The 20,039-nt window shown below is 60.8% G+C and carries 18 protein-coding genes; 12 read left to right on the top strand and 6 right to left on the bottom strand.

The window, feature by feature from the left end:
• Window positions 1–11: 11 nt before the first annotated feature.
• The 7 genes from hmgA to CCGE531_RS24840 all read left to right on the top strand — a co-directional run bounded on the left by hmgA (window position 12) and on the right by CCGE531_RS24840 (window position 7,525).
• The gene (gene hmgA / locus CCGE531_RS24870) at window positions 12–1,373 is read left to right on the top strand and encodes a homogentisate 1,2-dioxygenase (protein ID WP_120668729.1); all 1,362 of its coding nucleotides are present in this window, start codon (window positions 12–14) and stop codon (window positions 1,371–1,373) included.
• 34 nt (window positions 1,374–1,407) lie between these two features.
• Window positions 1,408–2,433 carry a fumarylacetoacetate hydrolase family protein gene (locus CCGE531_RS24865; RefSeq protein ID WP_120668727.1) on the top strand — a complete coding sequence of 342 codons (1,026 nt, stop codon included), beginning with the start codon at window positions 1,408–1,410 and terminating at the stop codon, window positions 2,431–2,433.
• Window positions 2,430–3,062 carry a maleylacetoacetate isomerase gene (gene maiA, locus CCGE531_RS24860; protein ID WP_120668725.1) on the top strand — a complete coding sequence of 211 codons (633 nt, stop codon included), beginning with the start codon at window positions 2,430–2,432 and terminating at the stop codon, window positions 3,060–3,062. The genes CCGE531_RS24865 and maiA overlap by 4 nt, the downstream gene beginning before the upstream one ends.
• Before the next feature lie 201 nt (window positions 3,063–3,263).
• Window positions 3,264–5,018, top strand: coding sequence for an alkaline phosphatase (locus CCGE531_RS24855; RefSeq protein WP_120668723.1), 1,755 nt, complete (start codon window positions 3,264–3,266; stop codon window positions 5,016–5,018).
• A gap of 73 nt (window positions 5,019–5,091) precedes the next feature.
• Entirely contained in the window at window positions 5,092–5,556 is a 465-nt protein-coding gene (locus tag CCGE531_RS24850) for a hypothetical protein (protein WP_120668721.1), read from the top strand.
• A gap of 5 nt (window positions 5,557–5,561) precedes the next feature.
• On the top strand, window positions 5,562–6,248 hold the full coding sequence (locus CCGE531_RS24845; protein ID WP_120668719.1) for an ATP-binding cassette domain-containing protein: 687 nt from the start codon (window positions 5,562–5,564) through the stop codon (window positions 6,246–6,248).
• Entirely contained in the window at window positions 6,245–7,525 is a 1,281-nt protein-coding gene (locus tag CCGE531_RS24840; protein ID WP_120668717.1) for an ABC transporter permease, read from the top strand. Before CCGE531_RS24845 ends, CCGE531_RS24840 begins: the two co-directional genes overlap by 4 nt.
• A 73-nt stretch (window positions 7,526–7,598) precedes the next feature.
• Here CCGE531_RS24840 and ugpC read toward each other — a convergent pair whose 3' ends face one another.
• From ugpC to CCGE531_RS24810, 6 genes are all read right to left on the bottom strand, one after another.
• Complete coding sequence (gene ugpC / locus CCGE531_RS24835) at window positions 7,599–8,666, bottom strand: sn-glycerol-3-phosphate ABC transporter ATP-binding protein UgpC (protein ID WP_120668716.1); 1,068 nt, start codon at window positions 8,664–8,666, stop codon at window positions 7,599–7,601.
• A 30-nt stretch (window positions 8,667–8,696) separates the two neighbouring features.
• Window positions 8,697–9,551, bottom strand: coding sequence for a carbohydrate ABC transporter permease (locus CCGE531_RS24830; RefSeq protein WP_120668714.1), 855 nt, complete (start codon window positions 9,549–9,551; stop codon window positions 8,697–8,699).
• Entirely contained in the window at window positions 9,541–10,467 is a 927-nt protein-coding gene (locus tag CCGE531_RS24825; protein WP_120669409.1) for a sugar ABC transporter permease, read from the bottom strand. The genes CCGE531_RS24830 and CCGE531_RS24825 overlap by 11 nt, the downstream gene beginning before the upstream one ends.
• Window positions 10,468–10,543: 76 nt before the next feature.
• Window positions 10,544–11,758 (bottom strand): sugar ABC transporter substrate-binding protein, encoded by a 1,215-nt coding sequence (locus CCGE531_RS24820; RefSeq protein WP_120668712.1) that lies wholly within the window; start codon window positions 11,756–11,758, stop codon window positions 10,544–10,546.
• 86 nt (window positions 11,759–11,844) lie between these two features.
• The gene (locus CCGE531_RS24815) at window positions 11,845–12,630 is read right to left on the bottom strand and encodes a DUF4037 domain-containing protein (RefSeq protein ID WP_120668710.1); all 786 of its coding nucleotides are present in this window, start codon (window positions 12,628–12,630) and stop codon (window positions 11,845–11,847) included.
• A gap of 32 nt (window positions 12,631–12,662) precedes the next feature.
• Window positions 12,663–13,982, bottom strand: coding sequence for an alpha-L-fucosidase (locus CCGE531_RS24810; protein ID WP_120668709.1), 1,320 nt, complete (start codon window positions 13,980–13,982; stop codon window positions 12,663–12,665).
• A gap of 203 nt (window positions 13,983–14,185) precedes the next feature.
• On the opposite strand from CCGE531_RS24810, the gene CCGE531_RS24805 reads away from it, so the two are divergent.
• From CCGE531_RS24805 to CCGE531_RS24785, 5 genes are all read left to right on the top strand, one after another.
• On the top strand, window positions 14,186–15,193 hold the full coding sequence (locus CCGE531_RS24805; RefSeq protein ID WP_120668707.1) for a LacI family DNA-binding transcriptional regulator: 1,008 nt from the start codon (window positions 14,186–14,188) through the stop codon (window positions 15,191–15,193).
• Window positions 15,194–15,347: 154 nt separating this feature from the next.
• Window positions 15,348–16,823 (top strand): metallo-hydrolase/oxidoreductase, encoded by a 1,476-nt coding sequence (locus CCGE531_RS24800; protein WP_120668705.1) that lies wholly within the window; start codon window positions 15,348–15,350, stop codon window positions 16,821–16,823.
• Window positions 16,824–16,890: 67 nt separating this feature from the next.
• Entirely contained in the window at window positions 16,891–17,907 is a 1,017-nt protein-coding gene (locus tag CCGE531_RS24795) for a nucleoid-associated protein (RefSeq protein WP_162943998.1), read from the top strand.
• On the top strand, window positions 17,894–19,408 hold the full coding sequence (locus CCGE531_RS24790) for a hypothetical protein (RefSeq protein ID WP_120668701.1): 1,515 nt from the start codon (window positions 17,894–17,896) through the stop codon (window positions 19,406–19,408). The genes CCGE531_RS24795 and CCGE531_RS24790 overlap by 14 nt, the downstream gene beginning before the upstream one ends.
• A 117-nt stretch (window positions 19,409–19,525) precedes the next feature.
• Complete coding sequence (locus tag CCGE531_RS24785; protein WP_162943997.1) at window positions 19,526–19,996, top strand: histidine phosphatase family protein; 471 nt, start codon at window positions 19,526–19,528, stop codon at window positions 19,994–19,996.
• Window positions 19,997–20,039: the final 43 nt, after the last annotated feature.

Here is a 20,039-nt window from a genome sequence, read left to right as displayed (position 1 = left end):
GGAATTGAGCGATGGACCAGACGATATCCAAGGCTTCCGACAATCAGGCCGCGGTCGCGGAGACGCTGCAATACATGCCCGGCTTCGGCAATGACTTCGAAACGGAAGCGCTTCCCGGTGCTCTGCCGCAGGGCCAGAACAGCCCGCAGAAATGCAATTACGGTCTTTATGCCGAGCAGCTTTCCGGCTCGCCCTTCACGGCGCCGCGCGGAACGAATGAACGGTCCTGGCTCTATCGCATCCGCCCGAGCGTGCGCCACACCCGCCGCTTTTCCAACGCCTCTTATCCGTTCTGGAAATCAGCACCCTGCCTGGATGATCATTCGCTTCCGCTCGGCCAACTCCGCTGGGATCCGCTGCCGGCGCCGACCGAGCGGCTGAATTTTCTCGAAGGGATCCGCACGATCACAGCCGGTGGCGATGTGCTGACCCAGACCGGCATGGCCGCCCATGCCTATGTCTTCAACGAGGATATGGTCGACGACTACTTCTTCGATGCTGATGGCGAACTGCTGGTCGTTCCCCAGGTCGGCACCATCCGTGTGTTTACCGAAATGGGCATCATGGATGTCGAGCCCCTGGAAATATGCGTCATCCCGCGCGGCATGATGTTCAAGGTGACGCGCAAGGGCGAGGAGGAGGTCTGGCGCGGCTATGTCTGCGAGAATTATGGCGCGAAATTCACGCTGCCTGAACGCGGGCCGATCGGCGCAAACTGCCTCGCCAATCCGCGCGATTTCAAGACGCCCGTCGCCGCCTTCGAGGACAAGGAAACGCCTTGCCGCGTGCATGTCAAATGGTGCGGCAAGTTCTATGTCACGGAGATCGGCCATTCGCCTCTCGACGTTGTCGCCTGGCATGGCAACTACATCCCGTACAAATACGATTTGCGGACATTCTCCCCGGTCGGCGCCATCCTCTTTGACCATCCCGATCCGTCGATCTTCACGGTGCTGACGGCGCCGACCGAAAGTGCCGGCACGGCGAATGTCGATTTCGTCATCTTCCCGCCGCGCTGGCTGGTGGCTGAACATACGTTCCGCCCGCCCTGGTATCATCGCAACATCATGAGCGAATTCATGGGCCTGATCCACGGCCAGTATGATGCGAAGGAAAAGGGCTTCGTGCCGGGAGGCATCAGCCTGCATAACATGATGCTGCCGCATGGACCGGATGCCTCCGGCTTCGAAAAGGCGTCCAATTCCGAGCTGAAGCCGGTGAAGCTGGATCAGACCATGGCCTTCATGTTCGAGACCCGCTTCCCGCAGCAACTGACGAAATATGCGGCAGAGCTGGAAACGCTGCAGGATGACTATCTGGAATGCTGGGATGGTCTCGAGCGCCGCTTTGATGGAACACCCGGCATCAAGTGATCGTCCGCATATTTTCTGACATCGGAGCCTAGATATGAAGCTTGCGACTTTGAAGGACTCCACCAGAGACGGCCGGCTTGTCGTCGTCTCGCGTGATCTCACCCGCTGCTCCGAGGTCGGCCATATCGCCCGCAGCCTGCAGGCGGCCCTCGACGATTGGGAACATGTGGCCCCCCGGCTTGCCCTGATCGCGGAGGGGATCGAGACCGGTGCGCAGCCGACGATGCGATTTCACGAACATGATGCCGCCTCGCCGCTGCCGCGCGCCTATCAATGGGCCGACGGCTCGGCCTACGTCAACCATGTGGAACTGGTGCGCAAGGCGCGGGATGCCGAGATGCCGGCAAGCTTCTGGGTCGATCCGCTGATGTATCAAGGCGGATCGGACGGCTTTCTGGCGCCGCGCGATCCGATCGTCGCCGCGGACGAGGCCTATGGTATCGACATGGAAGGCGAGATCGCCGTCGTGGTCGGCGACGTTCCCATGGGTGCCAGTCCGGACATGGCGCGGCAGGCCATCCAGCTGGTGATGCTCGTCAATGACGTGTCGCTGCGCGGGCTGATCCCGCAGGAGCTGGCAAAGGGCTTCGGCTTCTTCCAGTCCAAGCCGGCATCGGCGTTCTCGCCGGTCGCGGTCACGCCCGATGAACTCGGCGAGGCTTGGGATGGCGGCAAGCTGCATCTGCCGCTCCTCGTGACGCTGAACAACAAGCTGTTCGGCAAGGCGAATGCCGGTGTCGACATGACCTTCGATTTCGGCGAACTGATTGCTCACGCGGCCAAAACCCGCAGCCTCGTCGCCGGCACGATCATCGGCTCGGGAACGGTATCCAACAAGCTCGATGGCGGGCCGGGCAAGCCGATCGAGAATGGTGGCGATGGCTATTCCTGCATCGCGGAGATCCGCATGATCGAGACGATCGAAACCGGATCGCCGAAGACGCAGTTCCTGCGTTTCGGCGATCAGGTCCGTATCGAGATGCGGGACCGTACCGGGCACTCCATCTTCGGGGCGATCGAACAGACCGTCGAAAGATACTTGGGGGCTCAGCCGCGATGAGCGACGTCGTTCTCTACGATTACTGGCGTTCGTCCGCGAGCTACCGCGTCCGCATCGCGCTCAACATGCTCGGGATCGCTTACAGGCGCGTGCCCATCAATCTGCTCGAAGGTGAACAGAATAGTTCCGATTACCTGGCGCTCAATCCGCAAGGCTTCGTGCCGACGCTCACGATCGACGGAGAAATTCTGACGCAATCGCTTTCCATCATCGAATATCTGGCCGAGCTTCGGCCGGAGAGCGGATTGATGCCGCCGGATAGCGCGGGCCGCCAGCATGTGCGCGCGCTCGCCTATGCGATCGCCATGGATATCCATCCCATCTGCAACACGCATGTTGCGGCCCATTTCATGACCATCACGGATAGAGCCGATGCCCGCGAGGAGTGGATGAGGCATTTCATTGCCGGCGGTCTTCGCAAGCTCGAAGTCATGTTGAGCAAGTTCGATGGCGGCTTCAGTTTTGGCGACACGCCGACCATGGCGGATATCTGCCTTGTGCCGCAGGTCTACAATGCCCGCCGTTGGGGCATGGACTTGACCGATCTCAAGCGTATCGTCGAAATCGATGGCAGATGCACTCAATTGCCGGCCTTTCAGGCGGCGCATCCCGATCGCGCGAAGCCATAGCGAATTGCGTGTCCCTGTGGCGATGGTCCCGGCATTCAGGCCGTCCGGCCGGTCTTTTAGATGCGACGCATACAATCAGGCTTCCTTAGCGATTTCCCCTTCGGAATTTCCGGTTGCAGAAAGTCGACTCTTTTTTACATGATTGTCATGTGGCTTTTATAAGTGAGGAGAGGGAAGCAACCACGACGCAGGGGGTATGAAATGCGTAAACTTGTTCTCTCCATGATGTGTGCGACCGTATTGTCCGGTGCAGCACACGCAGCGACGGTCTATCCGTTGGACCGGGCGACGGTACTTGCCGGCTCGCCATTCGATTTCAAGGTGGAATTCAGCAAGGTCGTCAAGCCGGAAGACGTCAAGGTCACGGTCAACGGCGAAAGCTATGAGGCCGTTTTCGGTAAGGCCGCCGATTTTGTCGCGGAGGAAAAGGGTGCCGAGGACAAGGTTCTCGGATCGGCCCTGATCCTGCGTGGCGTCAAGCTTGCAAAGACCGGCCAGTACAAGGTCGAAGTATCGGCCGGCGACGAGAAGAAGTCCGTTAACTGGGATGTCTATGGCACCTCGGCCACGCCGAAGGCCAAGAACATCATCTTCCTGCTCGGCGACGGTCTCTCGGTCGCACATCGCACGGGTGCCCGCATCATGTCCAAGGGCATGACCGAAGGCAAGGCCAACGGCCGTCTCGCCATGGACGACATTCCGCCGGTCGCCTTCATCGGCACGTCCTCGACGTCGGCGATTGCCACCGACAGCGCCAACACCATGTCGGCCTATATGACCGGCCACAAGTCCGCCGTGAACGCGCTCGGCGTCTATGCCGACCGTACGCCGGCGAGCCTCGACGATCCCAAGGTCGAAACGATCGGTGAAGCGCTGCGCCGCACCGGCAAGAAGTCGCTCGGCATCGTGACCACGGCCGAGGTCGAGGATGCGACGCCGGCAGCACTCGTGTCCCACACGCGCAAGCGCGGCGACAAGGCCGATATCGTCGGCATGCTGTACGGCGTCAAGCCGGACGTGCTGCTCGGCGGCGGCTCGGCCTATTTCCTGGCCAAGAGCGTGCCGGGCTCGAAGCGCAAGGATGACAAGGACTACATCGCGCTCTTCAAGGATGCCGGCTATGCCGTTGCAACCGACAAGAACGAACTGGCGACGGCGACTGGCTCCAACCAGGACAAGCTGCTCGGCCTGTTCCACACCGGCAACCTCGACGTCACGCTCGACCGCGAATTCCTCAAGAAGGGCACGGTCGACAAGTTCCCGAACCAGCCGGGCCTGGTCGATATGACCAAGGTCGCGCTCGACAAGCTTTCCAAGAATCCGGAAGGCTTCTTCCTGATGGTCGAGGGCGCGTCGATCGACAAGATGAGCCATCCGCTCGATTGGGATCGCGCTCTGGTCGAAACCATCGAGTTCGACAAGGCCGTTGCCGTTGCCCGCGAATTCCAGGCCAAGAATCCGGATACGCTGATCGTCGTCACCGGCGACCACACGCATGGCGTCTCGATCATCGGCACCGTCGACGACGACAAGCCGGGCACGGAAATGCGCGAGAAGGTCGGCACTTATGCCGCCGCCGGCTTCCCGAACTATGAAGACAAGAATGGCGACGGCTATCCGGACCGCGTCGACGTTTCGCGCCGCCTGTTCATGGCTGCCAACAACGGTCCGGACCACTACGAGACCTTCCGTCCGAAGCTCGACGGTCCCTTCGTTCCGGCGATCCAGAACGAGAAGAAGGAATATGTTGCCAACGAAGCCTACAAGGACGTGCCTGGCGCCGTCTTCGTGCAGGGCAATCTTCCGAAGGACGAGGACAGCGGCGTCCATGCTGTCGACGACGTCGTGCTACAGGCAGCCGGCCCGGGAGCCGAAGGTTTCCGTGGCTATATGGAACAGAGCGATGTCTACCACGTGCTGGTCGATGCCTTCGCTCTTGGCTCTGAAAAGATGTAAAACCTGTTCATATCCGTGATTTGGGACAGGCGGCTTCTGGTCGCCTGTCCCTCCATCTTTCATGAGGGTTCTCATGCCTCGGGACCAGACCGTTGTCATCAACCGCCGGACATTGCTCGCGGCCGCCGCCATGCTGCCGATGATGGGCGTTGCCATGCGCGCGAACGCTGGGGAAAGGCTTGGCTTCGGTGAGCTCTACAAGAGCTTCGGTCCGCTCGGTCTCGAATTTTCCGATAAGGTGAAGCAATTGAGCGGCAAGGATGTCGCCGTCAATGGCTTCATGGCGCCGCCATTGAAGGCGGAGGCCGCCTTCTTCGTCCTGACGGAAATTCCGATGTCGCTTTGCCCGTTCTGCTCTTCCGATGCCGATTGGCCTGACAATATCGTCGTCGTCTATCTCTCGTCCAAGCAGACATTCGTGCAGTACAATGCGCCGATCATGGCGCGCGGCGTGCTGGAATTCGGCTCGTGGACGGATCCGGAAACAGGTTTCATCAGCCAGCTGCGTCTCCGGGACGCGTCATTCAGGACCGTTTGATCCCTATGCTCGCACTCGATGTTTCCGGCCTGAAGATGCATTTCCCGGGTCTGGCCGCGCCGGTTCTCGCCATAGATCGATTTCATCTGCCGGCCGGCGGTCGCCTTGCGATCACCGGTGCGTCCGGTTCCGGCAAAAGTACGTTCGTCAATGCCATTACCGGACTGGAACATGTCACGGATGGTCGCGTGTCGTGGAGCGGTACGGAGATCACGCGTCTTTCCTCCGGAAGGCGCGATGCGTTTCGCGCGCGTAATATCGGCCTTGTCATGCAGGACTTCCATCTGTTTCCCGGCCTGTCCGCCTTCGAAAATGTCGTACTTCCGGTCAAGCTGGCGCGGCGTCTCGCGCCCGACGAGCGGGAGCGCGCGCTTCACCTGCTGTCGGCGACCGGTATTACCCGCCCGCGGCAGAAGATCGAAACCTTGTCGCGCGGCGAGATGCAGCGCGTTGCGGTTGCTCGCGCACTTTTATCGCGTCCGGGCGTCGTCGTTGCCGATGAGCCGACCGCCAGCCTCGACCGGCAAGCCGGCAAGGAGGTTGCGGAACTGCTGCTGCAGCTTTCAGCCGAAGAGGGGACGACGCTTATCGTCGTGACGCATGACGCGGCGCTTGCCGCGCGTCTCGGCCGCCGCATCAACCTCGCGAGCGGGCGTATCGAGGAAGACAGCCAAGAGGTCGCCGCGCAATGATCGCTTTCATCCTTGCCGACCTGCGTCGTTTCTGGAGCGGAGCGCTGGCCGTCGTCGTGCTGATTGCCTTGTCTGTCGCCTTGAGCGTCACCGTGACGCTACAGGAACGGGCCGTCCGGCTCGGCAGCGCGCGAGCCGCCGAGAAATTCGATCTGCTTGTCGGAGCCGCCGGCAGCGAAACCCAGCTGGCACTTTCAGCCGTCTTCCTGCAGCCGGCGCCGCTGCCGCTGATGGAGGGTGCCGTCCTTTCCCGCCTTGCCAACGATCCCCGCGTCGAACTGGCGGCACCCGTCGGCTTTGGCGATTCCGCCTACGGACATCCAATCGTCGGCACAACGACCGGCCTCATCTCCTCCCTTTCGCCATCACTGTCGCAGGGCGCGATGTTTTCGCGCCTCGGCGAAGCGGTGGTCGGCTCCGATGTCGCCTTGTCGACAGGTGCTGAGATCAAGCCTATGCATGGCACGGCGGAGACCGGCGGCGAAACCCATACGGCCATTGCCTATAAGGTTACCGGCCGCATGGCGCCGACGGGTACCGCATGGGACCGGGCGATCCTCGTGCCGATCCGCGCCGTCTGGCAATTGCACGGCATGCATGACGAGGGCGACCATCACGACCATGATGGCGACGAGGCCGATACGCATGGCGTAGAGCCGCACGAGCATGCCGAAGGTCATGGACACGAGCATGGCCATGTCGATGCCGACGCGCCGCTTGATGAGCATTTCGACGCGCACACCCCCGGCATTCCGGCCGTTCTCGTCAAGCCGAAGACGATTGCCGATGCCTACCGCCTGCGGCAGGAATATCGCAGCGGCACGACGCTCGGCGTCTTTCCGGCGGAAGTGCTGACCAGGCTCTATGCGACGCTCGGCGATGCCCGCAGTCTTCTCTTGGCGATCGCGCTCGGCACGCAGGCAATCGTCATTGCCGCAATCGTGCTGGTGACTATCATGCATGTCGGTTCGCGGCGCCGGCAGATCGGCGCCTTGCGGGCGCTTGGCACGCCCGTCCGATCGATCGTCGCGCTTGTCTGGGGCGAGCTTTTCGTCCTATTCGCTGCCGGCATCGCACTTGGCATTGCGCTCGGCTATATCGCGGCATTGGTGATCTCGGCGCGGCTTGCGGCATCGACAGCCGTGCGTCTGCCCGTCGGCTTTTCCTTCGACGATCTATGGCTTGTCGGCGGCTTCGCGGCCGTCGCGGCGATCATATCGATCGTGCCCGCATTCAGTGCCTTGCGCTCCAGCCCGGCGGCGGCACTGCGCGCCTGACAACGGGTTTGCGCGGCGGATGTGACGGAAACAGAACTCGCTTCACGAGAACCGTCCGCGAGGTGAACTTCTTTTAATGCAGGCGCTGGCCGTTCGATGGATCGAACAGATGCGCCTTTGCCGGATCGATCCTGAGCTGGATCGGCTGGCCGGGAGACACCGAGGGGCGGTCCCTGACGGCTGCGACGATCGATTGCGCGCCGGCCTGCAGTTGCAGATGCGTGTCCGAGCCCGTCGGCTCGACGATGATGACCTTGGCCTGCACGCCATCAGCGTCGACCGCGATATGTTCGGGGCGGATGCCGAGCTGGACGGATCGACCAAGATGGCGGCGGGCGCTTTCCGGCAGCGGCCAGTGCAGATTTTCCGAAGCTTGCAATTGCAGAGCCCCGTTTCGGTCGACGACGAGGCCGTCTATGAAGTTCATCGATGGCGATCCGATGAAGCCGGCGACGAAGCTGTTGACCGGTGCATCGTAGATCTCAAGCGGAGAGCCGATCTGTTCGATATGGCCTCCACGCATGACGACGATGCGGTCGGCCATGGTCATCGCCTCCATCTGGTCATGCGTTACATAGACCATGGTCGTTCCAAGCCGCTGGTGCAGCGTCTTGATCTCGGTGCGCATCTGCACGCGCAGTTTTGCATCGAGATTGGACAGCGGCTCGTCGAAGAGGAAGACGGCGGGGTTGCGGACAATGGCGCGGCCCATCGCCACGCGCTGGCGCTGGCCGCCAGACAATTGCCGGGGATAGCGATCGAGGAGGGTGGCGAGATCGAGGATCGCTGCTGCATCGTTGACCTTCTGCTCGATCTCCTGTCGGCTGCGGCGTGCGAGCTTCAGCGAAAAGGCCATGTTGTCGCGCACGGTCATATGCGGATAGAGCGCATAGGACTGGAAGACCATGGCGATATCGCGCTCGTTCGGTTCGAGATCGTTGACGATGCGGTCGCCGATTTCGATCTCGCCGTCGCTGATGCCTTCCAGGCCGGCGATCATGCGCAGCAAGGTGGATTTGCCGCAGCCCGAGGGCCCTACAAGTACTACGAATTCCCCGTCCTGCGCGGCGACGGAGACGCCATGCAGCACTTCGAGCGCGCCGTAGCGTTTGATGGCATTGCGAATGGTCAGTTTCGCCATGGGTATCTCCTAAGAGTTTCGGCCGGCGCCTTAGCGCCCGCCCATGCCCGCGTTGAGGGCGATGCTGTTGTAGATGAGCTTCTGAAGGATGATCGCGAGGAAGATGCCTGGAAGCATGGAAAGGGTGGCACCCGCCATCAGATAATTCCACTGCGTGCCCTGCTGCGTCTGGAACATGGTGAGGCCGACGGGCAGGGTGGCATTGTCGGCTCCGGTCATGACGATCAGCGGCCAGAGGAAATTGTTCCATTGCCCCATGAAGGTGAAAAGCGACAGAAGGCCGATCGCCGGCATGGACAGCGGCACGATGATGCTGACGAGGATGCGCAGGCGCGACGCGCCGTCGATCCTTGCCGCCTCCTCGAGTTCCATGGGGATGGAGAGGAAGAACTGCCGCATCAGGAATGCGCCGAAGGTGCCGAAGGAGATCGGCAGGATCACGCCGGGAAAGGTATTAACGAGGCCGAGCTTGTTGACGATCAGAAACAGCGGAATGATCAGCATCAGCGGCGGCACCATCAGCGTGCCGATATAGCCGAGCAGCAGCGTTTCGCGCGCCCTGAACTTCAGCCGCGCGAAGGCGTAGCCGGAAAGGCAGGAGACGACGACGGTGATCGCTGTCACGCAGATGGCGATGACGGCGCTGTTGAGGAAGAAGCGGCCGAAGGGCAGTCTGGTCCAGGCGGCGGCAAAGTTACCCCATTCGAAAACCTCGGGGAGTATGCGCGCCGGTATCGCCGTCACCTCGGCATTCGAGCGCACTGCATTCGATACCATCCAGAAGAAGGGAAACAGGAAGGCCATCGCCACGAGCGTAAGGGCGGCGTGATTGACGATATCGAGTACCAGCTTCCGGCGCGCTCTGGTTTCGGATTTAAGCGTCATAATGCACCCATTTGCGCTGGAACCAGAATTGCAGGGCGGTCAGCACCATGATCAGCGCGAACATCACCCAGGCGATAGCCGAGGCATAACCCATCTGGAAGTTCTGAAAGCCGCGTTGGTAGATGGCATAGCCGAGCGTCGCGGTCGACGATCCCGGCCCGCCCTTGGTCATGACGAAAATCTGGTCGAAGACCTGCAGCGACGTGATCGCCGTCATGACAGTGCCGAAAAACAGCGTCGGCGAGATCAGCGGCAGGCGGATTTTCCAGAAACGGTCCCAGGCCGTCGCGCCATCGATCCGCGCCGCTTCGAGATAGGTTGCCGGCACCATGTCGAGTGCGGCGTTGAAGAGAACCGTATTATAGCCGACGCCGGCCCAGAGCGATGTGAGGACGACGGCCTGCATGGCGAGCGTGCGATCGTTGAGAACGCCTGCGAAGGGTAGCGATAACGCGGCCATCAGGCTGTCGAAAAGGCCGCCATTGGTGAAGATCAGCATCCAGACCATGGCGACGGCGATGAGCGGGGTGAAGGTCGGAAGGAAGAAGATCACCCGGAACCAGCGTTTGCCGATCTTCAGGCTCGAAATCCAGGTCGCCAGCCCGAGCGAGATGACGATATTGAGCACCAGATATTCAATGGTGAAGAAGATGGTGTTGCGCATGACCGTCCAGAATTGCGGGTCGGTCGTAAACAGGCGCGTATAATTGGAAAAGCCGACGAAACGCGGCGTGCCGAGCAGTTGCCAATTGGTAAAGCTGAGCGCGATCGAAGCAAGGATCGGCAGAACGAGGAACAGGACGATGCCGATCAGGCCCGGCAGCAGGAAGAACAAGGCCGTCCATCCCTCGCCCCTGAACCATTTGCGCGAGCGTGGCCGTGGTCTTGCGATCATGTCGGTGTGCTTGCCCAGCATCATGGGCCTCTCCTTTTCGGCAAGGGAGCCGCGGTCGAGCCGATAGGCCCGGCCGCAGGCCGACGAGCTGCCCGGGTTACGGAAGCTGGCTCTGAATGTCGCTGAGCACGCCCTCGGGTTTGGAATCTCCCGTCAGCGCCAGCGGCACATATTGCATCACCAGGTTCTCGAACTGGTTCCATTTCTCGTTGATGCGGAACGGGGTCGTGTGGGCGAACATATATTGCAGCGTGTCGCGGGTGCCGCTGACATTCTTGGCCGCTTCGTCATACCAGGCGGTCTGCTGCGCAAGCCGGGCCGGCAGCGCGCGCCCGGCCGAGCCGAGGATTTCGGCAGCCTTCGGACCGGACAGCACCTGCAGCGCCTTGAAGGCTGCATCCTTATGCTGGCTGGCGGCGGAGATGCCCCAGCCAGAGCCGGCCGTGATGTAGCGTGACGGCCCGCTTCCGCGCGGCAGCGGCGCGATGCCGATCTTGAATTTGACGTTGGCCTGCGCGGTAATCAGCGTCCAGGGACCGTCGATATACATGGCGACATTGCCCGAAGCGAAGCGGCCGCTTGCTGCCGTGGCATCGGCGGCGGAGGCAAAGACCGGCGAGAGTTTATCCTTGGCGGTGAGATCGGCATATTTGCTGAAGCCATCGACAAAGCCTGTATTGGTGAGGTCGAATTCATTGTCGGCATTGAAATATTCCGCACCGAGCGCGACGGGGCCGGCGATGAAATCGAAGCCCTGAGTGCCATAGCCGTAGGTTCCGTCCTTCGTCAGCGCCTTGGCGTCGGCCTTGAAATCGTCAAACGTCCAGTCCTTGGCAGGCTCCTTCAAGCCGGCGGCGGCGAACTTGTCACGATTGTAGAAGATCATCCATGGGCCGACATCATAAGGCAGCGCATAGAGCTTGCCGTCATAGGAGAGCCCGGACATGATCGATGTCTCGAAATCCCCCACCTTCACATCGCCGTTCTTCACATAATCGTCGAGGGGCGTCAGGATCGAATAGAAATTCGGCATGCGCATCGACTGCATCGAGACGATGTCGGCGACCTGTCCCGAGGCCGCCAGAACCGGCAGGCGTGTCCAGTAGTCCGTCCAGCCCGAAAGCTGCAGCTTGACCTTGATGTCGGGATATTGCTTGTTAACAAGATCGGCCAGCTGCTGCCAGAGCTGCGCATCGTTCGGTTCGCCCCACATCTGCCAGGTCAGGGTCACGGGGGCGTCCTGCGCCTTAGCGCCGATGCCGGTTAGTGAACTCGCCGCAAGGGCGGCGGCAAAGATCAATGAATGTTTCATGATGGTTCCTCCTCCTGAATGACTTTGTTTGCAGTGACGTTCATCACACTCCGGACGCTCCCCTCCGGCTTGGTCTTGCGGCTGGTTCAGGCCGCGATCATGGCCTCCAGGTCGGCGATCAGGCCGATCAGCTCTGTTCGCTGGCGCCGCCAGGTGTCCGGACCTTGCCCCGGCTCCAGAATGGCGGTCATCCGCTGGTGGAAGTCAGGGGGCAGCCGCTCGAGCTCGGCTGCCATGGGCAGGTTCCAGCCGTCGCCCGGAAAATAGACCCGGTTGAAGGCAAAGACGGTCTGCAGGATGGCATTGGCAAGCTTGCCCGTCAGCCCGACGAGAAAGACGAGATCGCGGCGAACGACCTTGCTCTCGTAGTGATAATCCCTGGCCCAATAACGCAGAACATCCATGTACTGGCTGAGGACGGATGCCCTGAGCGCCTCCGGATACCGCGCCAGCTGCTGCTTCCAGCCGGTCAGCAGGCCCCTTGGATCGGCGATGATCTGCTGATTGGCAAGATCCGTCGGCAGGTGATAGCCCCAGATCGTCCATTCGAAGCTCTTGGGCACGACGATGCCGGCAAGCCAGGAGTCCAGGTCGCGCTGTACACCTGAATAGCGGCGCATCCAGACGCCATCCATGCGGATGCCTTCGGCCTGCCAGCTCCGCAGAGCGGTCTCGAAACGCCGCCACGCCTCGGTTTGTCGAACCTCCGGCCCGCGATAGGCGTCGGCATAGACCCGGAAGTCGAAATCCGATTGCGCATCCGACCGTCCCTTGCCGCGCGAGCCGGCCAAGGCGACGGCGCCATTGCCGTCTTCAGCCAGATCGGCGATCAAGGGGGTCATCGCGGCAATGAGTTCGGCTTCGCGGCTCATGACGGCACCGGGCGCTGGGCTTCGCGTTCCCCTCAATCCTTGAGGGTCAGCTCGATGACCGGGGTCACGACATCCGGTTTCAACACCGGCAGCTCCAGGCTCAGTATGCCTTCTCCGACGGCAACACCGATATTGGAATCGACGTCGGCATCCGGGTCGAGCCAGTGAACCTCGCTGGCGTCATGCAGGAACTGCGCATATTTGACCTTGCGCCCCAGCCCCTCGATGTGGACGTGGCGGAACGGCCAGGTCTGGATGTGCAGATAGAGCCGGTTTCCTTTCTGAGTGAAGCGGCAGCCGCTCGGCGCCTTATGGGTGGAAGGCCCGGCGCCGTAGATCGCCCGGCCGTTCAACCGCATCCATTCGCCATAGGTGTCGAGCGCCTTGATGGCGCGGGCGTCGAAGGTGCCGCGGCCGCTCGGGCCGACATTCATCAAAAGGTTGCCGCCGAGCGAGACCGTATCGACCAGGATGTTGATGAGCTGGCCGGCATCCTTCCAGCTCGTCTCGTCGCGATAATAGCCCCAGGAGCCGCTGAAGGTGTGGCAGGCTTCCCAGCGCACCGGCAAACCGGCAACCGTCGGGGCGACGCGCGGCGTATATTGTTCCGGCGTGACGAGATCGGGCATGTGATCGGCGTCGCGCGGCAGATCGAGACGGTCGCCGACGATGATGTCGGGCTGCAACTGGCGCACCAGCTTGATGAGGTCTTCGCTTTCCCAATCGGCACGGCCCTTGCCGGGCAGGCCCTTATAGACGCGGTGGGGATAGCTGAAATCGAACCAGATCACGTCGATCTTGCCGAAGTTTGTCAGAAGTTCCGTCACCTGATCACGCATATATTTGGCGTAGCGCCTGACGTCGCGGCCCTCGTTGAGCTTGGCGGCGTCGGGATGGTTGCGCTGCGGGTGATGCCCGTCGACCGGGAAATCCGGATGATGCCAGTCGAGCAGCGAATAATAGAAGCCGACCTTCAGCCCCTCGGCGCGAAGCGCTTCGACATAGGGCCTGATCAGATCCTTGCCATAGGGCGTGTTGGTGACCTTGTAGTCGGTAACCTTGCTGTCCCAAAGGCAGAAGCCTTCGTGGTGCTTGGCTGTGAGAACGACATATTTCATACCAGCTTGGCGCGCGCGGCGCGCCCATTCGCGGGCGTCGTAGAGGTCGGGATCGAAGTTGTCGAAATACTTCTGATAGGCCTCTGTGGTGAATTCCTCGCGGTTTTTCAGCCATTCGTGGCGTGCACCGAGCGCGTAAAGCCCGAAGTGGATGAACATTCCGAAACGGTCATGTCCAAACCATGTCTTGCCGTCGGCCACATCACGGCCGCTAGTGATCACTGCGTCGCTCATATCATCCTCCCAGGTGAGCTAGCCAAATCGAACCGGTTCGATTTAATCATTGATCGATACGCCCTGCCTGTCAAGCGCGCTGTTGAAATCTCTTTCCGCATATTGCTTCATGGCCGACAAATGTTAGATTTGTGACGGCGATTCATCGAAGGAAGCACCTTTGATCGAAAAGCTGAGGGCGATAGAAACGGTTCGAAAAATTCATGGCTACAATTCGCGACGTCGCCAAGCTCGCCGACGTATCCGTCTCGACGGTGTCGTTGGCGCTGAGCAATCCGGCGCGTGTCAGCCAGAAAACGCTGGAAAAAATTCGCCAGGCGATTGCCGCTGTCGGCTTCGTTGCAGACCCGCTTGCCCAAAGCCTGGCGCGCGGGCGCAGCCGCATGATCGGCTTCGTCGTCGGCAATGTCGGCAATCCGTTTTTCGGGGACATCCGGCGCGAACTGGAAAATTATGCGCTCGATCACCAGCACTTCGTCGTCGTCACCGATTCCTCCGGCAAGACGGATCGCGAGAGGGCGCTGGTCGAGCATCTGATCGGCCTTAAGACCGCTGGCTTGGCACTTGCGCCGTCAGGTTATGATCAGGATTATCTCGACTTCATCGCCGGCCTGAACGTGCCGATCGTCTGCTTCGACCAGAAGGTTGCCGGCATCGAGCGCGATTTCGTCGGTTCCGACAACCACCTTGCCGGTGCGATGTTGACCGAACATCTCCTGCAGCTCGGCCACAGGCGCATCGCCTTCATCACCGGTCCGAGCCACATGCATACGGCAACGGAGCGATATCGCGGCTTTGCCGATACCATGGCCAATGCCGGCGTCGAGGTGAACCCGAATTTCGTGGTCGACGGCCAGTTCACGCGCGCCGCCGGCTACGAGGCGGCCATGCGGCTGCTGATCCAGCCCGAGCGCCCGACCGCGATCCTCGGCGCCAACAACGCCGTTGCGCTTTCGACGCTGCAGGCCATGCAGGAGCTGGGTTTCCGCTGTCCCGAAGACATCTCGCTCGCCATGATCGACAATGTGCAGTGGAGTTCGGTCATCACGCCGCGCATCACCATGGTGGTACAGGACACGCTGGCACTCGGCGGCATCATCGCAAGGCGGCTCCTGCATCGCATCACCAATCCCCAGGGCGCCGTCGAGCCGCCGCAGGATTTCGTGCTGACCCCGAAGTTCGTTCCGGGCAATTCCTGCCGCAGGATTTAGAAATCTGTTTCAGCCAATACTGCAAATGCAACTTAAGCCTATCGGTCAGATATAGGGATGACCAAATTCCTTAGTTGGAAGGCGAGATGCAAACTTGCCTATTTCTGTATGACAAGCAAATATAAGAGCCAGTTTCGGCATTGCGGGAGGGGCAATGAATCGGATCTTCTCAACCAATTCCGAAGATCGGTGGCCGGAATTCCCGCCGAGATCTTATGCGCGCCTGGACCATCATGAGCCGGACGATCTGACCGCGGCGCATGAGGCGGTTTTTTCCCTGGATGCTATCGATGCACGCTGGTTTGGATCGCCGCTGAGCGCACGGATGGACTTGAGCAAGCCAAACGATACGCGTCACCAGATGCGCGATTTCTGGGCGCAGATGTTCAAGGGCGGCCTTACTCCCGTTAATGACCCTTTCGATGAGATGCCGATCTACAATATCGAGGTGACGGCGACGAGAGGCGATCGTTTCTGGAACCTTCTGATCTCCATTCAGGAGGAAGACTGGCTCGACGTCGAGCTCGCTCAAGCCGGCACTTTTCCCGTCGATGTCTACGGCTCTTTGCTGGCAGCGCCGGTTACCGCGCATCTTCTCTCGCTGCAGCGAATGACCGGCGACGTGGCGACCGCGCTGTCGAATGCCTTCGACGTGGATGCGTGGCCGGATGCTGCCGAGTGGGAGGTCGACAATATTCTGTCCGGTATCGGCACGATCGACATGCTTGCAATGTACGATGTCGGGCAGGGCAGCGCCATCGGCCTGCTTGACAGTTCAGAGACCGTGCAACTGTTTTTCGACCTCGGAGCCGGTGCCTACGGCAATCGCAAGACGCGGCCAAATCCGCTTCGGTTTTGCTGGCGCGGCTCTCCATCGATCATCCTGTCGCATTGGGACGCCGATCACTGGGCCGGGGAAAACAGCGATCACGGAGCAAGGGCGAGGAAATGGCTCGCGCCGCGACAATATAATCTGGGACCGCGCCATCACGCATTCGCTCACCGCATTCTCAGAGCCGGCGGCACGCTCAACATCTGGTCCGGGGCGCCGGGCACGACGCGATCGGTCAGCAATGGCTCCGGACAGACGCTGTCGATCAAGCGCTGCAGCGGCACCTCGCGAAACGGCAGCGGGATCGCCTGCTATCTGGACGATGTCAATTGGCAGGCGAGCTGGCTATTGACGGGCGACGCCGGCTACAGCGAAATCGGCTCCGGTCCGAGCTATACTTTGACGGCGCTGACCGTTCCGCATCACGGCGCGGATATGACGCACAAGGGTGCGTCCCCAGCCATGTCGGCGCCGCATGCAAGGCTGTTCTACAGTTTCGGACCGGACAATAAGCACGGCAGGACGTCGATCAGCCATCCGACGGCTGCCGCGGTTACGGCACATGACGGTGCCGGATGGCGCCATGGGTCATGGTCGCTTACTGCGCCCGCGCAGGTGGTGGCAGGTGGCGATGTTCTGGCGACAGCGTCGCATTCGCATGGAACGCTTTCGGCGGTGCATCTGGAAAGCGCAGTTGCCGGCTGGACGATGGCGCCGGCTGTCCCCTTAAGCACCGTGCCGTGCGCATCGGCATGCGGCACAAAACATGGCTGCACCAGCAGCGTCATCCAGGCTTGACGATCGCCTTGTATCATTTCAACCCTATCTTGTTCTGAGCGTTCACTGGCATGTGTGGGAGGGGCACTTGGCATTTTTCGATGACAGCGAATTGAGCGAGCTCAAGATCGAAAGGATGATCTTCCATCTCGTCGGACCCAAAAACGGTTTGATCAAGCTGGAGGAGGTCGATCCCGGGGAGTTCGAGAGCTTCTTCGTCGATCGCATCCGCTCGGTGAATGGTGGCTTGCCCTATGCTTTTTCCGATGCGTCTTCGACGCGCGAGCGTCTCGGCCGCATCGCCTCGAATGCAAGCGTTTTCCAGGAGGAAAGCGAAAAGCTGGCCGAGGATTTTCAGGCCCATCACGGTGGAACCGCCGCCGAAGGGGCGATCCTGCTGTTCGTCCTGAAGGCGAAGGCGACACGATCGTTCGCGCTTCTGAAATATGATGACGAGACGGTCATTGCCTACGATCTGAAGGATGACGGCGGCGGCCGGAAGAAGGTCAGCCTCGAAGCGCTTCAGAAAACCTTCGTCCAGAACAAGGCGGCGCTGCAAAAGGCAGCCCTTATCAAACTGACCGACAAGAGCGGCGAGCTGACCGTGCTGGACAGGCGCAACCAGCAAAAGGTCGCGCAGTATTTCGAAGCCTTTCTGGGCGCGCGGCAGACCCTGAGCGATGCGGAGCTGACGAAGAAGCTCGTCGATGTCACGCGCAAGCTGATCGGCGACAATCCGGACCTCGTCGACGGCGAAGTGGTGCGGGAACTGACCAAGCGGACCTACGACGCTGCTTCCGGAGGCGGCGAAATCGACAGCGACGACCATCGCTCGTTTCTTGAGACCGTTATTGGTCACAAGCTTGCGGACGATAGCGTTCTGCTGAGCAAGTTCAATCGAAGCCTCACGACAGAGCGGATCTCCGGGGTGCCGATGAAGCTGGCGCCCGATCAGGTAAAGGGACCGAAGACCCTCTATTTCAAGACCGAAAATGGCATCGAGATCCGCGTGCCGAACGAATTGCGTGCACTGATCGAAAAGACCGAGGACGGCATGATCATCATCCATGACAAGCTGGCGATTGAGACCGATGACCCCAACTGAGCTCCTCGATCTTCTTTCACGGACGCATCCGACGAAGCCGGTCGAGGAGCATGTAGAACTGGTCATCGTCATGGCAAGGCTTGATGATGCTGCCTTGCGGGCGGAATGGCTGGCATTGCGTGCCGATGTTCCCGGCTTTCTGGAGTCAGTCACGATCAGGCGTGACGGCACGGATATCGCCCTCGATGACGGCGACGTGCCGGCATCGAGCACGGTTTTTGCCATTACGCTCAACAAGGTCTCGCAGAAGACCATTCTCCGGCTCTTCTATGGAAAATCCCTGGCCGGCCTGGCAAGAGCCCTGGATAGCAGCCTTGTTGTCTGCGTTGCCGAGTTGACCGCGGAGCAGGCATTTACATCCCATGGTGCCCGGTTCCAGCCTTGGACGGAGCAATCTCCCGCCCCGTTCGATCGGATGCCGGAACTTCCCAACCCTCGAAGCATATGCCATGACGCCAGCAATGCGGGGCTCGTGCCGGCAGATATACGGCCGTGGCTGCTGCAGGATTATCCGCGACAATCTTCCCAGACATTCGAGGCCTGGCGTTTACTGGCGGCTCCGAGGCTGATGGCGGCACTTTCCGATCAGGTCTATGGGGCCGCGCCGAATGTGATTTATCAGCTCTCCGGCCCGCCGAGCCGCAAGGTCGGCATTTCCCTTCCCGAACTGGTTGCCATGTTCGAGCGGCTCAATGATGGTGTGTTTTGGGTGTTTGCCGGCGGCGAGCGTGACACGGAGACCCGTCATGTCCTGCTGGCGGCGGAATGGGCGCGCAGCTATCGGCAAGGGAACCTCGCAGAATTCGGAGACGGCAGCCTCGAATCCGCAAAGGCCGCCTATGCGGCCTATGTCAAGGCCGGCAGCAAGGAGACATTGAAGGCCCTTGCCGACTTGCGCAAGACGGTCGTGGACGAGGCGCAGAAGGCGACCCAGCGAGCCCAGGATATGACGGGCGCGTTGTGGAAGGATCTGGCTGTCGCCACCACGCCCTTCGTGATCAAGATCCTCTCCGATGCGGCAAAGACACCCAATACATGGATCGCGGGCCTGTTCGCCGTCGGCGCGGCGGCGTTTCTGATCCTGTCGTTCCGCGTCCAGACATTCATCAATGCCGGTTATTTCGCCGGCCAGGACCGCGCCCGCGCCATATGGACCTTGCGATTGAACCAGGTGTTGAGCGCCACCGAGATCGAGGAGTTCAGCGAAACGCCGATCCGCAGCAGCGTGTCCAACTACGATCGCGTCCGGAAGATCGTTCGCAATGTCTATGGCGTGCTCGTCGCCGCCCTCATCATCTTCGCTGGTTACCAGTTCTATACGGCGGCAACCACGAAAGTTCCGCCGACCAATGGCGGGGTCGCCGGCAAGCAGGGGCAGTCGCAAACTTCTCCGGCATCCGGATCGCTGCAGCCGGGTTCTGCTGCTACCAATGGACCCGCGACCGCCATTCCCCAGAACTCGGCGCCGGCTACTGGCACGCCGGCAACCAAGCCACCATGACACTGCCATGAAATTTTGCTGATGCCGAAAATGGCCATTGCGCTTGGGTGTGGAAACAATATCGTGGACCCAATTTCAGGTAGCGATGGATCAAGACGGCAGCCAAGGGAGGGACCAATGGCGCCAGTCAAGATATTGGTCATGCGTCATGCCGAAAAACCCGACGATCCGGGAGATCCCAACCTGTCCGCCGCGGGGCAAGCGCGCGCGAAAGCGTTGGCCGCCTGGTATCCCGAAAGCTTTGGACCGCCGGATTTCATATTTGCCGCCACTCCGTCGAAGCACAGTGAAAGGCCTGTCCAGACCGTCCAGCCCTTGGCGGAGGCACTGGGTATCGAATTGTGTACATCCTATGCCGACGAAAACTACGGCGCGCTAGCTTATACGCTGCTCTCCAAGCCCAAACTCGAAGGCAAGGCGATCCTGGTCTGCTGGCATCACGGCAATATTCCCGGGCTGATGCGGGCGCTCGGTGCGCTCGAGGGAAGCTATCCCGATCCATGGGCGCCGACCGTGTTCAATCTGGTTCTGGCTACAGATTTTCTGAGTGACGGACCGAAGGTCTCGCAAGTATTCGAGCCATTCTAGTCCGATCCTAACGGCCTTCTGCATTCCTGCATGAAAGACAAGC

Source organism: Rhizobium sp. CCGE531 (assembly GCF_003627795.1).
GTDB lineage: Bacteria > Pseudomonadota > Alphaproteobacteria > Rhizobiales > Rhizobiaceae > Rhizobium.
Note: the sequence above shows the minus strand (reverse complement) of the source record. Positions and strands in the feature narration are given on the sequence as shown.